The sequence below is a fragment of the Streptomyces sp. JLYT201 genome, from assembly GCF_059448825.1.
In genome coordinates, this window is the sequence record NZ_CM182551.1 from 280,271 (window position 1) to 294,816 (window position 14,546).

The 14,546-nt window shown below is 70.6% G+C and carries 12 protein-coding genes; 9 read left to right on the forward strand and 3 right to left on the reverse strand.

Going from position 1 to position 14,546, the window contains the following annotated elements; genetic code table 11:
• The first annotated feature begins 65 nt into the window (after positions 1-65).
• From AC5WAM_RS01155 to AC5WAM_RS01165, 3 genes are read left to right on the forward strand one after another with little or no spacing between them, the layout of a single operon-like run.
• Positions 66-422: a PadR family transcriptional regulator gene (locus AC5WAM_RS01155; RefSeq protein WP_366791853.1), complete on the forward strand. Its 357-nt coding sequence runs from the start codon at positions 66-68 to the stop codon at positions 420-422.
• A gap of 2 nt (positions 423-424) precedes the next feature.
• The gene (locus AC5WAM_RS01160; protein ID WP_495521186.1) at positions 425-1,513 is read left to right on the forward strand and encodes a hypothetical protein; all 1,089 of its coding nucleotides are present in this window, start codon (positions 425-427) and stop codon (positions 1,511-1,513) included.
• A 53-nt stretch (positions 1,514-1,566) separates the two neighbouring features.
• Entirely contained in the window at positions 1,567-2,454 is an 888-nt protein-coding gene (locus AC5WAM_RS01165; RefSeq protein WP_495523775.1) for a transposase, read from the forward strand.
• Between the two features lie 311 nt (positions 2,455-2,765).
• Here AC5WAM_RS01165 and AC5WAM_RS01170 read toward each other — a convergent pair whose 3' ends face one another.
• The 3 genes from AC5WAM_RS01170 to AC5WAM_RS01180 all read right to left on the reverse strand — a co-directional run bounded on the left by AC5WAM_RS01170 (position 2,766) and on the right by AC5WAM_RS01180 (position 3,971).
• A complete protein-coding gene (locus AC5WAM_RS01170; protein WP_495521187.1) occupies positions 2,766-3,002 on the reverse strand; it encodes a hypothetical protein in 237 nt (78 codons plus the stop codon).
• A 301-nt stretch (positions 3,003-3,303) separates the two neighbouring features.
• Positions 3,304-3,498, reverse strand: coding sequence for a hypothetical protein (locus AC5WAM_RS01175; protein WP_495521188.1), 195 nt, complete (start codon positions 3,496-3,498; stop codon positions 3,304-3,306).
• Positions 3,499-3,503: 5 nt separating this feature from the next.
• Positions 3,504-3,971, reverse strand: a complete 468-nt coding sequence (locus AC5WAM_RS01180; RefSeq protein ID WP_495521189.1) for a hypothetical protein — start codon at positions 3,969-3,971, stop codon at positions 3,504-3,506.
• A 569-nt stretch (positions 3,972-4,540) separates the two neighbouring features.
• Between AC5WAM_RS01180 and AC5WAM_RS01185 the strand changes: the two genes are divergently transcribed.
• The 6 genes from AC5WAM_RS01185 (at position 4,541) to AC5WAM_RS01210 (ending at position 14,474) form a co-directional block, all read left to right on the forward strand.
• Positions 4,541-5,536, forward strand: coding sequence for a hypothetical protein (locus tag AC5WAM_RS01185; RefSeq protein WP_495521190.1), 996 nt, complete (start codon positions 4,541-4,543; stop codon positions 5,534-5,536).
• Positions 5,533-5,754 carry a hypothetical protein gene (locus AC5WAM_RS01190; protein ID WP_495521191.1) on the forward strand — a complete coding sequence of 74 codons (222 nt, stop codon included), beginning with the start codon at positions 5,533-5,535 and terminating at the stop codon, positions 5,752-5,754. The genes AC5WAM_RS01185 and AC5WAM_RS01190 overlap by 4 nt, the downstream gene beginning before the upstream one ends.
• A gap of 955 nt (positions 5,755-6,709) precedes the next feature.
• On the forward strand, positions 6,710-7,555 hold the full coding sequence (locus AC5WAM_RS01195) for a hypothetical protein (protein ID WP_495521192.1): 846 nt from the start codon (positions 6,710-6,712) through the stop codon (positions 7,553-7,555).
• Between the two features lie 430 nt (positions 7,556-7,985).
• The gene (locus AC5WAM_RS01200) at positions 7,986-8,225 is read left to right on the forward strand and encodes a DUF5988 family protein (protein WP_495521193.1); all 240 of its coding nucleotides are present in this window, start codon (positions 7,986-7,988) and stop codon (positions 8,223-8,225) included.
• Between the two features lie 10 nt (positions 8,226-8,235).
• Positions 8,236-13,470: a type I polyketide synthase gene (locus AC5WAM_RS01205; protein WP_495521194.1), complete on the forward strand. Its 5,235-nt coding sequence runs from the start codon at positions 8,236-8,238 to the stop codon at positions 13,468-13,470.
• 5 nt (positions 13,471-13,475) lie between these two features.
• Positions 13,476-14,474, forward strand: a complete 999-nt coding sequence (locus AC5WAM_RS01210) for a spirocyclase AveC family protein (protein ID WP_495521195.1) — start codon at positions 13,476-13,478, stop codon at positions 14,472-14,474.
• Positions 14,475-14,546: the final 72 nt, after the last annotated feature.

Below are 14,546 nucleotides of genomic sequence, written 5' to 3' on the forward strand. Positions count from 1 at the left end.
CCGGTACTCGACTCCTCGACTATTCTGATTTCCGTAATAGTCGGTGAAGCAGAGGAGCGATCTCCGTGGCAGCACACGCGGCAGCCCCCGGGACGGCGGCCTGGACCCGGGCGGCCCTGCCGCTCTGCCTCCTCGGGGTCCTCGACAGCGAGGCGAGGAGCTATGGGTACGCCCTGCTCAGCCGCCTCGCCGACGCGGGACTCACCGGCGTGAAGCCCGCCGCCCTCTACCCCGCCCTCGGCCGCCTCGAAGAGGAAGGCGCCGTCGAGATCGAGTGGGGCGCGGGAGAGGGCGGGCCCGGGCGCAAGTACTACCGGATCACCGAGGCCGGGCGGCAGCGACTGCGGCGGGAGCGGGCCGCGTGGCACGCGTTCACCACCAGGGTCGCCACGCTCGCCGACGGTGCGGGGGACGAGGAGTAGCCGTGGCCACGTCACAGCACGAGTCACAGAAGCAGACGCGGAGGAACAGCCTCCGTTGGGATCTCGACGAGGACGCGGACTGGGCGGCGACGGTCGAGCTGCGCCTCGTCTTCGACCACGACGCGCCCGCGGGGCTCGCCGACGACGTCCTCGCCGAGGTCCACGAGCTGGTGCGCGAGGAAGGGCGCACCGCCCGGGACCTGTTCGGCGCGCCGGAGGCGTATGCGCGCGCCGTCGCCGAGGAACGCGTCAGTGAGGAGTACCGGGCGCGGACCGACACCCACGGCCTCACCCCCGGGGAGCGGCTGCTCGCCGCGTTCGGCACGCTCGGAGCGGTCGGTGCCATCCTGTGCGCCCTCGACTGGGTGCGTGGCGGGCTGTGGGCGGGCGTGAGCTGGCCCGGCGTCGTGGGCATCACCACCGTCGTCCTGGCCGTCGGCCTGATCGCCGTGGCCGTCGTGGCGCGGTCCGCCGGTCGGTTCAAGGGCGCGTACGCCTTCGCCGCCGGTGTGCCCGCGGTCATCGCGGCCGGGGGCGGGGTCGGGGTCGCCGTGCCCGAGGGGCAGTTGTTCAGCGTGCCCGTACCGGTCCTGCTGGCGGGGTGCGTGGCCTGCGCCGTGGGGGCCTTCGCCGTCCCGGAGCGCGTCGTCGACCGGTGGTTCGCGGGGCGCCCGCCCGCGGGCCGCGACGACGCCGCGTGGCTCGACCGGCTCGGCGGACTGCTGCGCGGGCGGCACGGCATGACGGCGGCCGAGGCGCGCGGGCACGTGCGCGAGGCACGGCAGCACCTCGCCGCCGTGCCCGGCGAGCACGCCGAGGACGTCTTCGGGGACGTCGAGGTCTACGCCCTCCGGCTCGCCGACGGCCCCCGCAAGAAGGAGCGCGCGGCCCGCCGCAAGATGTACGGGACGCTGCTGCTGCTCGGCGTGGTCACCCTGCTGTTCGTGGACCACGTGCTGGATGCGGACACGTCCTTCGACTTCTGGCTCGCGCTCTACACCGGGGTGGTCGGCAGCCTGGGCTGGACGGCGGTCAGCGAATGGCGCGCGAGCCGCCGCCCGGACGCCACCGAGCCCGACGGCGTCGGCTAGAGGGTGTCTGAGAAGGCCCTTTCAGGGGAGGTGAGTTGGTAGTCCCTGTGCTGATGGAGGCCGGGATGGCCGGACATCGTCGTGTGTATCCAACGGATCTGTCGGTCGCGCAGTGGGCGGTGCTGGTGCCGCTGGTGGCGCCGCCGAAGCCCGGCGGAAGGCCGCAGAAGCACCCCCGCCGGGAGATCATCGACGCCCAGGACCGCTGGGAAGAGATCCTCGCCGCCCTGCGGGCCAGGGAACGTACTGGCCAGGGCCGCGGACCCACCACGAGCGCCGGGGTGGTGGACAGCCAGGGCGTCAAGGCCACCGGGCGCGGCGGCCGGCACGGCTACGACGGCGGCAGGAAGGTGCTGGGCACCAAGCGTCACCTGCTGGTCGACACGCTCGGCCTGGTCCTGGCAGTCTGCGTGAGTCCGGCTGACGTCAGCGACCGAGATGGCGCCTCGGTGCTGCTGGCCCGGTGCGCAGGGAAGTTCCCCCGGCTGGGGCATGTATGGGCCGACCAGGGCTGTCGAGGCCGGGACTTCCTGGACTGGGCCCGGGAGGAGACCGGGATCACCATCGAGCCCGTGCAGCCCAAGGACGGCGGGTTCCGCAGCACCCGGGCCAAGGCTGACGCGCCACCACGCGAGATACCGATGTTCGTGGTGGTTCCCCGCCGCTGGGTGATCGCGCGGAGTTTCGCCCTGGCTGGCCCGCTACCGGCGACTCTCCAGGGACTACGCGTACCTGGCAGCCGGCCAGGAGAGCGCGATCTACCTGGCCACCATCATGCTTCTGCTGCACCGTTCCGCACGAGTCCTGTCCTGAACAGGACTTCTCAGACACCCTCTAGCCGGGCGAACAGTGTGGGGTCGCCGCCGTCGTTGTTGTTCTGGGTGAAGTGCTGCTGCTCACCGATGATGACGTCCTTGGCGTTCGGCATGAAGGTGTTATAGGTGGTGCTGGGGCGGGGCTGGTGGACGTGGTCCTGCACGCTTCCTCCTGACAGGGCGCAGTTGGTGCCCCGGGGTGTGATGGCAACCGTGAGCGGGTCGGTGTCGATGGGGTCGATGGGGTCGTGCTCTGCCAGGTAGGCGAGTGCCTGGTGCAGATCGGTCCCGCTGATCTCGGTTCCGGCGAAGTAGGAGTCCGGGGTCGCGAGGAACAGGGCCGGGTTGACGGGTGTCTGGTCGCTGGTCGAAGAGCCACTGGAGCAGGGCGTCCATCGTGTGCCGGATCCGGGTGGCGCGGTCTTTCTGCCGGTCCTTCAGCTGGCGCACGGCGCGACGCGGCCTGCGTCGGTGAGACGGACGTGGGTCCTGCGCCCCATGGCACGGAGGATCTGCACCAGGCCGTGCTGGTCGAGCTGGAGAGCCAATACGGCCGGGTCTTCGTCCTCCAACTGGAGCTCTTCGACGAAGGCGAGGACGTCAATGTATCCCGAGTGCGGCTTCGCCCGGCTGTCCAGCCACAGCAGCAGCCGGGCCAGGCAGCCGTTTGTCACCGCTCCGCCGGGCACCGCGCCGGCAGTGGCTCGATCTGTGCAGAGACGCGGGGCGGGTTCCGCTCTCAAGTACCTCAGCCAAGGGTACGAAGCAGCGCTGACCACGAGCGTTCGGGCTTTCCGGCATGCCCGGGGCGCGCCCGCCGTGGCGGACGCGCCCTTCGTGCACCGCGTGCGGTCAAGACGGGGGTCGACGCCGGTGGTACCGGCCGCGCCTCGGGGCCGACTCGTACCGGTGGGAGCCGAAGTGGGCCGCAGCTGCCGGTCACGGCTCGGGGCCGGTTCTTGCGCGGGCGACGTCTCAGCGAGTCCCGTTGTTCCCCTGCGGCCGAACCGCTTTGTTCAGCGTCGGGTTGGTGTCGCTCTTCTTGTCGGTTCCGATCATCGTCGTGTTGGTGAAGGCGTCGACGAAGTCCGGCTGGGGCGCCGGAGCTGGAGCGGGAGGGGCTGGCGCGGGGGCGGGCTGGCCGCTTCCCTGGTTCTGTCCGTTGCTCATGAGACTCAAGTGTGCAGCAGCAGTGCGACAGTCGACAGGCCCAGCCCCACGACCAGAGACCAGAGGCTGATCCCCCAGTACCGAGCCTTCAGCTCGTGCCGCTGCTTGTTCTTCTCGAAGATCGACGCCCGGGTCGCCACGAGCGCGGCCAGAACCTGCTCCTTGGGCAAGCGGATGTGATCGACGATCATCGGGCGGGGCTCCAGGTCCTTGTGCTCCGCCACCCGGATCGTCTGCACGCCCGTGAGCAGGGTGACGGCATATGCGATGAAGGCGCAGTAGGCGAGGATGTCGTGGTGTTTGTGCGTCGCCAGGAACTGTGCGGCAGTGGCCGCGAACCCGATCAGGAACACCGCCTTGGTGTCGATCTTCGCCAGGGAGTCCGACTGGCGCGCCAGACGTGAGGCCGCCTCCTCGTTGAGGAGCTCCAGGGTGTCCTTCTGCGCCTCGAGTTCGGCCGGTGCCATCGTCATACCGCGAGCTTAGAAGCCGAAGGGCCTGTCGGACGTTGCCCTCGACCGTCACGGGGACTTCGGGCGGCACGGCCCACTCACTGCCCCTTGACCTGGCGGTGATGCTCAGGCGCACCGGCTCGTTCACGTACCCGCGGTGCCAGTTCTGCGTGCTGGTCGCCGACCAGGCGGGAGGGGTGGTGGGCGTCAGGCCGTAGCGCGTCCACTCGCCTGCCGCGAGCTGCTGCGGGGCGACGGTCCGACCGGTGTCGTCGTGGCCGTCCACGCTGAACTTCCACGGCCCCCAGCTCTACTGGCCACCTTGTGCGCGGCGGTAGCTTCCGCGTCCCGGGCCGACGGTTGACCTCGCGGAGGTAGTCACCGTCTGTCCGGTCTCTTTGGGTCATGTCAATTGCGACCAAAGTTGATCATGTCTGGGACTTTAGCCCTGTTTTGGGCATGGACACGCCGCTAGCAACTTCTACTGACCCGTTCCCCATGCCAGAGTCCTGACCAAGATCATCCTGGTGTGCGCGGCTTCGCCCCTTGAAACTCATACGGGGTGACTTCGCCATTGACGGGAAGGTTCCATGCCGGTTCTCCACCGCGCGATTGCCGACTCCATAGCCGCCGTCACCACCGGTGCCCTCAGCCTGAGCATCACCCCGGTCGCCCTCACTGACGGCCCGTCAGCGATCGAGAAGACCGCAGCCGCCGTTGAGAAAACCACCGGCACCGCCGATATCGTCCCCAGCGAGCTCCTCGCCGACGGAACCCTCGCATCCAAAACCGGCAACGAGGACGGGCAGAGTGCGACGGTCACTCTCCCCGCCACAGCCAGCGGAACCGTCAACACGTCGACCTCCGAGGGCCTCAGCGCCAGCCTCGGCCTGCCGAACACCAGTAATACCCAGGCCGTGAAGACCACCAACGGCACCGTCGTCTACCCGGGTGCGGCCAGAAACGCCGACCTGGCGCTGCAGCCCACCATCGACGGCGCGCGAGCCCTGATCACCATCAACAACAGCGACGCTGCCAGGGAGTACCGCTTCGATCTGCGCCTGCCGGACGGCGCTGTGACCAAGCAGCTGGACGACGGCACGGTTCTGATCATGGCCAGCGCGGGCGAGGATGCAGAAATCATCGGCGCCATCGACGCCCCTTGGGCCGAGGACGCCAACGGGAAAGCCGTTCAGACCACCTACCGCGTTGAAGGCGGCGCGCTGGTTCAGTCTGTTGAGTTCGGCCATGAGGATGCCTTCCCGATCGTCGCCGACCCGCAGATGACGCTCGGGAAACGGGTCTATCTGCACTTCGGGATCAAGGAAGTGAAGGGGCTCGCTAAGATCGGCACTCCGCCCAAGTACCTGTCTGCCGCCGTGTGCAAGAAGGTGCCCGCGACCGTCGCTATTGTCCTCAAGCCCAGGGCGGTCTGTGCGTACCTCGTGACAAAGCGCGTGGGAGCTACCGTGAAGGTGTTCAAGGATGCGGCCAAGCGCAGCCAGTGCGTGCGCGTAACTGTGCCGTTCACCCCGGTCGGAGAGGCCATGACCGCGACGAGGAAGAAGTGCAGCAGCCTACAGTGAGTGAGCATCAAGACTCCGTCGGGAAGAACGCATGGCGCGGCCCGCTTTTGTGCTTCGTGGAGATTGCCGGAGCGGTGTTCGTCATGAACTGGTTCTTCAGCGACGACCGGGACTCCTTGCTCGTTGCCATCATGTGGTCTTGCGCGGCTGGAGCAGCGGCGAGCATTCTCTTCCCTGGCCTTGCCCGCCTGTACCGATGGTGGCGCAAGCACTTCTGAATGCAGCTGCGCAGGAGTTACCGTGGCTGGTGCCCACCTCGGCCAGAAGGCAGTCGCCCGACTGGCCGGGGTGTTCCCGTATAAGACCGCGCCGTGCAGGGAACGGCGGTCTCCGGACATCCGTTGAGCGCCCGTCTTCCCGCCAGTCGGCGTCCTGACGGAGTTCAGACGGGCTGTCACGGTGGCGGGGATGCGGCTCTGAGCCGGAGGGTCCTGCTGCCAGATCACCTGCAGCGCGTCGGCTCGCCCCGGGGCGGGGGCCAGGCCGACCCTGCTCGCTTCGCCTTCCGCGTCCGCTTGGATGCCGACGGACTCGGCATGCTCCTACGTCAGGTCGGTGGTGCCGACGGCGCCGCGGGGCCGGTTGCGGGCCCACCCCTTGAGGTCGCTGACGCGCTAGAGGAGTTGGGCTCCGCGCTAGTCGGCCGGGGCGGGGAACGTGGAGTCGTTGGCGCGGGCGAAGCGCAGCGCGGCAAGGGTGATGTCGGGGAGGTGCTGCTCGTGGGCCTCGCGCAACCCCACCGCCTGGTCGTCGTCGCCTGTGGCCGGGTCCGTGGGTGGTGTCGCTGCCGTGGTGGCATCCGCGGGCTCGGCGGAAGGCCTGCGCGGCCGCGTCGGTGGAGGACTGCTTCGGGCTGGCCGGTGGGCTGCCGTTCGCCTTCTGGAGCACTGCCGGGTGCGCTGAGGCCGAGGCGGTGGCGGGTTTCCGGGCCCTGGTTGGCGGTCCGCTGGTGGCCCACCGGCGGGCTTCGGCGTCAGTGAAGAAGAGGACCTGTGTCTCCCGCGCGGTGCCGCCAATGACGACTCGGGCACGGCCGGGGTGCTTGGTGCTCTTGAGCGGCGCGGACTCCGGGGCCCGTACCACCAGTTCCCGTACGGAGGCGTCCTTGAAGGCGGCCTTCTTCGGCGGGCGGCGGGTCTTCTTCACCAGTACGTACGGTGTGCGTCCGGCCGGGTGCCAGGAGAACGTCTGGCCCTCGCGCGCGAGCTTCTGGGTGATGAGGTCGGCGACCAGGTCGCGGGAGAACCGCAGGTGCACGGGAAGGTCGACGTGGATGATCGCGTCGTCGTCGGTGAAGTTGGACGGGATGTGGAGGTAGCGGCGCGGAGGGGTCTGCTCCGCGATGCCCAGGGGCCCGGCGAGGGCTTGGTGCAGCGGGTGGACCCACTCGCGCATCAGCTCGCGCAGCTCCCAGGTGATGACCGCGTACGCCAGGCTGCCTGCGGCCGTGACGGACGCCGCGCCGATGCCGCCGCACTCAAGCGCCTGGACCGTTACTGCGGGCTCGCGCCAGTACGCGTACCCGGTACCACTGAGCGCGCCCACGGCGCCGAGGCGAGCGGTCAGGCGCTGCCAGCCCGCGCGGTAGGCGGAGCGGGGCAGCGTGCCCAGGACACGGCTGCCCGCGCGGAAGAAGGTGGCGTCGGTGCGCCGGATGCCGTCCATGTCCTGGCCGGCGAGGAACCGTCCGATGCCGGAGAGGAGCGCGTCGGCTGCCTCGTCTATCTGCTTGTCGAACTCGGTCTGTGCCATACCGCACTGTTCGCCGCGTCGTTCACCACGCCGCTGTCCACCAGCGGCCTGCGGGCGTCACGAAGCCACAACTCCGGCCATGGTAGGCGGGCCATGGTGGGCAGGCGGGCGGTGCCCACGGTGGTAAGCGGCCCGCAGGAGCGTCCATCGCGGTCAGCGGTGACGTGCCCGCTTGAGCCAGTTGAGGAGTGCGGCCGACCGCGGCTGCCGGTCGGCGGCGGCACCAGGCGGGTACGGCGGCAGCGGAGGGATGTGAGGTGGTGCTGATGCCCGGTCCCGCGGTGCAGCCTGCTCCTGGTCGTCGGCGCGCAGCGAGGACGGCTCTGCGATCGAGGGCCGTTCGGCGTCGGCAGTCGGTTCGTGAGCGCCTGCGGGCCCGATTCGCTCCGCTGGTACAGCGGGAGCGGGACTCTGCGCGTTCGGAGCCCTGCCGGCGGGTGCCTCAATTCGCTGGAGCCCGCACGAGCGCCGACCGCAGCAGCGCGGAGGGCGTGTCGACCGTTCTGTGTTGAGGCCGCTCGGAGGCCGTGTGCGCCGGGCCCGTGAGGGGCTTTGCCGTGCGCGCCATGCACCGAGTGCCGGGCGTTCGCGCTCCTGGCAAGTCTGTTCTGTCCACGACACTCGACAAGTAGGGAAGGTGCTCCTCCGGTTTGCGGGCGAGCGTGGGTAGCCCGCTGGGGGTCTTGGATTGGCGGTGATGGGTGTGGTGGCCGAGGTGGTGGCGGGCTCGGGGCGGCGGCTGGTGGTGTTGCGGGGAGGTCCGCCGGAGGTGCCGCGTCTGTATCGGCTGCCGGATGGTGCTGCTGACGTTTCTCGGGTGGTGGTGGCGTTCCACGGGAGGCATCAGCGTTTCGAGCCCACCGGCGAAACAGAGCGGGTCGAGGGGCGGCCGGTTCCGGTGTACGGGTTCGTCTACAGCACGGCGATCGCGGAGTAGAGGGCCGCTTGTGTCTGCCAGCAGCGAGACGCCGATTGCCGTTGTGGGCATCGGTTGCCGGTTTCCCGGGGGTGTGGAGTCGCCGGGCGGATTGTGGCGGCTGGCGGCCGAGGGTCGCTCGACGGTGGGGCCGGTGCCCACGGGGCGGTGGGATGCGGCACGGTTGGCGGCACTGCACGCCCCGGAGCTCGCGGTGCGGGCCGGGTATGGCTGTTTTCTGGAGGGGGATGTATGGGCCTGGGATCCGCAGGCCCTGTCGGTGGCCCCGGCCGAGCAGGAGTGGGTGGATCCGCAGTTCCGGGTGTTGACGGAGGTGGCCTGGGAGGCGGTGGAACACGCCGGGATCCCGGTGGGCCGACTGCGCGGTTCACGGACCGGTGTCTACATGGGCACCTACGCCCCGGACAACCTCTTCCGCGAGGCCCGGCCGGTCGAGGATGCCCCCAACAGCCCTTACCTGTTCGGGAACTTCACTGCAAGCGCGGCGGGCCGGGTGGCGTTCGCAATGGACCTGCGGGGCCCGGTGATGGTGGTCAGCACTCACTGCTCCTCCGGGCTGGTGGCGCTGGACACCGCGTGTGGGGCACTCGCTCTGGGCGCGTGCGATGCCGCGCTGGCGGGGGCGGTGCTGCTGATGCTCTCTCCCGAGACGCACTACTACGAGGCGCCCTTGCTGCTGTCACAGCGCGGGGCGTGTTACGCCTTCGACTCCCGGGCCGACGGCTACGTACGCGGTGAGGGCGCGGGTGTGCTGGTCCTGAAGCGACTGGCCGATGCCCGGCGGGACGGGGACCGGGTACTGGCGGTGATCCGTGGCTCGGCAGTGAACAACGACGGACAGGCCTCCCGGCTGACCGCCCCGTCGACGCAGATGCAGCAGGAACTGTTCCGCGAGGCGGTCGCCAAGGCGGGGATCGACCCCGGCGAGGTGGGCCTGGTGGAGGCGCACGGTCCCGGCACGGCGGTGGGCGACCCGGTCGAGTACGCCTCGATCAATGCCGTCTACGGACGCGGCCGGGGCCGGTGTGTCCTGGGGTCGGTCAAGACGAACATCGGGCACAGCGAACCCGTTTCCGGTATCGCGGGCGCCATCAAGGCGGTGGAGTCCTTGCGTCGCGGCGCCGTCCCGCCCAACGCCACCTTCCAGGAGTGGAATCCCGCTGTCGCACGGGACGAGGCATCCCGGCTCTTCGTGCCGACCGGGCTCATCGCATGGCCGGTGGACGGCCAGGCGCGGCTGGCCGCCGTGTGCTCCTACGGTGTGACCGGCACCAACGCCCACGTTGTCCTGGAATCCGCCCCCGCACCCCGGTCGCCCCGTCCCCGGCCCTGCCCTCCCCGGTCGGCCGAGGGCGAGGCCCGGGTGTTCCTCCTCTCCGGCAGCTCCCCGCAGTCCCTGTCCCTGGCGGCCTCACGCCTTGCGGACTGGACCGAGGGGCAGGGGGCGGGGGCCGCGCTGCTGGATGTGGCGCACACGCTGGCGCAGCGCCGCTCGCACGCCGACCACCGACTGGCTGTCGTCGCCCACAGCCACCGTCAACTCGCCGCCCGGACACGTGGCTTCGCAGCCGATGGGTCGGCCGATGGTGTGGTGTCCGGCACGCCGCTGCTGCCGCCCGGACACCCCGGTCCGGTGTTCGTGTTCACCGGGCAGGGATCGCAGCGGCCCGGCATGTGCCGGGGTCTGCTGGCCGACGACCCGGTGTTCGCCGCGGCGGTCGACGAGCTGGAGCCGCTGATCTGCGCGGAAGCCGGATTCTCACTACGGGAGATGATCGAACACCCGGGGCGGCTGGCCGGGCTCGACCGTATCCAGCCCACTCTCTTCGGTGTCCAGGTGGCGCTCGCTGCCGTCTGGCGCTCCTGGGGCATCCAGCCCGCCGCGGTCATCGGGCAGTCGCTGGGCGAGGTCGCCGCCATGGTAGTGGCGGGCGGGCTGAGCCCGGCGGACGGTGTGAAGGTGATCTGCCGCCGCTCCCGGTTGCTGGCCACGGTCTGTGGCGGGGCGATGGCCTCGGTGATGCTCGGCGCCGACCGGGTCCAACTGGCGATCGAGGCCGCCGGAGCCGACGGCGTGACGCTCGGTGTGCTCACCTCACCCGGGATCACCGTCATCTCCGGGGACGCCGTGCAGATCGCCGATCTGGTCGAGCGGTGGACGGCGGAAGAGGTGGTGGCGAAGACGATCGACGTGGAGGTGGCCTCCCACTCCCCACAGGTCGACCCCATCCTGTCCCAGCTGCGGACAGCGCTGGCCGAGGTGCCCGAGGCGCACCCGCGCATCCCCTTCTACTCCACCGTCTCCCCCGACCCGTCGCGGCCGGGGCGGCTGGACGGGGCGTACTGGGTGCGCAACCAGCGCGATCCGGTCCGGTTCCACACCGCCGTCTCCGCCGCGCTCGCCGCGGGCCACCGGTTGTTCATCGAGTGCACCGCCCATCCCTTGGCGGTACGCCCGATCCTGGACACGGCCCGGCACGACGCCGTCCCCGACACGGTCGCCGTCGGCAGCCTGCGGCAGGGAACAAGCGATCAGGAGGCGTTCCTGACCCACCTTGGCACGCTCCATGCGGCGGGCTACGACGGCATCGACTTCGCCTCTCGCTACGGCGACGGGGACCTGTGTGACGTGCCGGTGACCGCGTGGCACCGTACCCGTCACGGCGGCGACAGGCCCGCCTATCGCCTGATCGCCCCCGCCCTGCCGGGAGCTGCCCAGCATCCACTGCTCGGCGGCCATGTCCACGACCCCGATACGCCCGGACGCCACCTGTGGCAGACCCCCCTCGGCCCGCGGCTGCTGCCCTGGCTCGCCGACCACGCGGTGGCGGACGTGCCGGTGCTGCCCGGCACCGCCGCGGTGGAGATGATGCTGGCCGCCGCGGCCCGCACCTACGCCACCGAACACGTTGCCGCCCGGGATGTCCGTGTGCTCAGCCCGCTCATCCTCGATCCCGAGCCGCAGCTCACCACCCGGTTAATCCGCGACGGCGGCACCGCCCGCGTAGAGATCGTGACCACCGGCGATGACGGCGTCACCGTGCACGCCCGCGGCACCGTTCACGCGCTGCCCCGCCACCAGCAGCCCGCACCACTCACCCCCGCTGATCTGGCCCCGGATGGCTGGCCGGACTACGACGTCACCGCCCTGCACCGCACCTTCCGCGACAAACACCACGTCTACCACGGCCCCGCCTTCACCGCCCTGGACCGCATCCAGGTCCACCCGAGCGACGACATCGCCCTGTCCGTCCTGCGCACGCACGACAGCGCCCAGGTCTCCGCCTGGACGATGTCCCTGCACCCCGCCCTCGCCGACCAGGTGGTGCAGACCGCGGTGGCGGCCTGGCTCGCCCACTACACGCTCACCCCCGGCCCGGTGGTCGTCGCCGGCTTCGACGAGGCGCGCGTCTACGGGCCGACCGCCCACGCCCGCCGCGCCCTGGTCCATCTTCACCAGGCGGACGATCTGGGCTGCGCCGCCTCGGCCCGGCTGGCCACCGCCGACGGCACCGTCGTCGCCGAGCTCCGCGGCCTGCGCGTCGCCAACATCACCCCACCCACCGAGCGGTTCACCGCCCGGCTCACCCACCAGGCCTGGGTCCCCGCCCCCGCGCCCGCAGAACGGCCCCGGACCACGGAGAGCACCTGGACAGTGCTTGCCGCTGACGACAGCTCCTGGCCCACCGACCTCGCCTTGGAGCTCAAGAAGCAGAACGTCGGCGGCCGGATCCTGCCCCTGGACACCGCCCTCGGCGACACGGCCGCACTGGGCCCCTGCACGGGAGTCGTGCTCACACTGGCCCAGGAGCAATCCGATCACGTACCCGCCGAGACCGCCCGTGTCACGGTCTCCCGCGTGGTCAGGCTGGTTCGTCGGCTGGCCCGGTCGGGCCCGTCGCCCCGGCTGTGGGTCCTTAGCCGCTCGGGCCAGGCGCCGCTGACCACGGCCGCCGTTCGCGGACTGCTGCGATCCGTGGCCTACGAGCATCCCGAACTGCGCGCCAGCACCCTGGAGTTCACACCGCACCAGGCGCCGTACCCGGACCTCGTGGACGAACTGCTGGACGACCGGCAGCCCCTCACCGAGATCGCGCTGCAGCCCGCCGGACGCCACATCGCCCAGGTGCTCACCGGACCGGACGACGACAACCCCGCCGACAGGGCCGTAGCGCTGGTGCGGCCCGGCGCGGCCTACCTGGTCACCGGCGGCCTGGGCGGGCTCGGCCTGCTCACCGTCGAATGGCTCGCCCGCCGTGGCGCGGGCCGCATCGTGGTCAGCTCACGCTCCGCGCCCACCGCGCAAAACGCAGCCAGGCTGCAAGCCGTGCGCGACGCGGGCACCGCCATCAAGGTCGTCCGCGGGGACATCGGCGACCCGGCCGTGGCCGCACAAGCAGTCGTCGCGGCCGACACCGCCGACTGCACACTGCGCGGGGTGTTCCACGCGGCAGGGGTGGTCGAGGACGCCACCGTCGCCCACCTCGACGACGCTCTCCTGGAGCGGGTCTGGCGCGGCAAGGCCGACGGCGCCTGGGCCCTGCACCAGGCCACCACGGACTGCAAACTCGATCACTTCGTCGTCTACTCCTCCGTCGCCTCCCTGATCGGCTCCCCGGGGCAGGCCGCCTACGCCGCCGCCAACGCCTTCCTCGACGGCCTGGTGGCTCACCGCCTCAAGCACGGCCTGCCCGCCACCGGCATCCACTGGGGCGCCTGGAGCGAAGTCGGCCGCGGACAGCACCTGGCCGACCGGGGATTCCTCACCATCAGCCCCGCCGACGGCATCGACGCGTTGGAACGCATCCTGACGGCCGGGCACCGGCAGGTGGCCTACTCGCCGCTGGATACCGACCGATGGATCGCCCCCTACCCGGCCCTGCGCTCCTCCACTCTGCTCGCCTCGCTGCTCACCGGTGAGGAACCCGAAGACGACGAGACCGCGATACGCGGCCAGCTCCTGGCAGCCGAGAGCCCGCCAGAGCGCCGGGAGGTCCTGGAGGCCTTCATCATCAGGACCGTACGCGAACTGCTCGGCGGCACCACCCGCCACATCGGCCCGCACACCAGCATGGTCATCCTCGGCCTCGACTCCCTGGGCGCCGTCCAGCTCCAGCAGCGCCTCCAGCACGCCCTGCGCACCGAGATGAAACCCGGCGTGATCTGGGTCAAACCCAGCCCTGCGTCACTGGCCGGCTGGATCCTGGACGCGATGGGCCTGGCGGATGAAGTCTCCCGGAGGTGACGGCCGTGTACACCCGACCCGAATCCGACCCGGGCAAGGGCGAGCGCGATCCCGCCCGGGCGTCGGCGCCACCCGTCCGACGGCACCGTCCCCCACCGGTGGTCCTCTGGGCCACCGTCGGGGCCCTCTTCCTCTGCCTGGAGGCATACGTGGCGGTGCGCTACCTTGCCTCGGGGCAGCTCCGGCTGAGCACCGGCGACCTCGGCACACTGAGCAGGACCCATCAAACCCTGCTCTGGAGCGCACAGTTCCTCGTCATCGCGATGATCGTCCCACTCGTCGCCTGGATCGCACGCCGCTGCATCACCGAACGCCGCCTGACCATCGACGCGTTGCTGCTGCTCGGATTCGTCTCCCAGGCCGGGCTCGACCCCTACTTCTCCCCCATGGGCATGCTCAACTCCGCGAGCCTGCACATCCCCTCATGGGGCGAATACCTACCGGCCTGGCCGGAGATCTTCGGATTCCCCGACCCCTCGCTCAAGGTCGAACCCCTGCTGGTCACCGGTGCCGGATACCTCACCGGCCTGGTGTTCGCACTCACCGCCGCCGCCGTAATGCACTTCTGGGTCCTGCGGCGGTGGCCCGACCTGAGCGGAATCCGCCTCACCGCTACAGGACTCGCCATCTGCGCAGCCATCGGACTGCCCATCGAGATCATCTGGATCCGGACCGGCGCCTACGCCTACAGGGAAGGCGTCCCGTTCCTGACGCTCTTCTCCACCGAGTGGTACCAGGTCCCCGTCTACCTCCCACTGACATCCGGGATCTTCTGGTACGGAACCGCCTGGCTCATCCGGCACTACTACATCCATCGCGGCCCCGACAGCACCGTCTTCCGCGGCACCACCCTGCTGCCGCCCCGGGCCAGGACACCCCTCCAGGCACTCGCCGTCATCGGGATCCTGGACGTGTCCGTGATGCTCGACTGCATTGCCTTCCGGCTCTTCACTCTGCTGCCAGGATCGATATCGGCCGATCATCCGCCACTGCCGTTCGTGTGACCCCCGCCGCCCCGCACCCGCCCGGAAGACGCGGCCGAGGCCGGCTCCGGCCGTGATCGTTGATCCGCCGCC

Coding starts and splice junctions, on each gene's coding strand:
- AC5WAM_RS01180 (WP_495521189.1), bottom strand. CDS start 3,971: ATGACGATGGCACCGGCCGAACTCGAGGCGCAGAAGGACACCCTGGAG.
- AC5WAM_RS01165 (WP_495523775.1), top strand. CDS start 1,567: ATGGAGGCCGGGATGGCCGGACATCGTCGTGTGTATCCAACGGATCTG.
- AC5WAM_RS01175 (WP_495521188.1), bottom strand. CDS start 3,498: ATGAGCAACGGACAGAACCAGGGAAGCGGCCAGCCCGCCCCCGCGCCA.
- AC5WAM_RS01185 (WP_495521190.1), top strand. CDS start 4,541: ATGCCGGTTCTCCACCGCGCGATTGCCGACTCCATAGCCGCCGTCACC.
- AC5WAM_RS01200 (WP_495521193.1), top strand. CDS start 7,986: ATGGGTGTGGTGGCCGAGGTGGTGGCGGGCTCGGGGCGGCGGCTGGTG.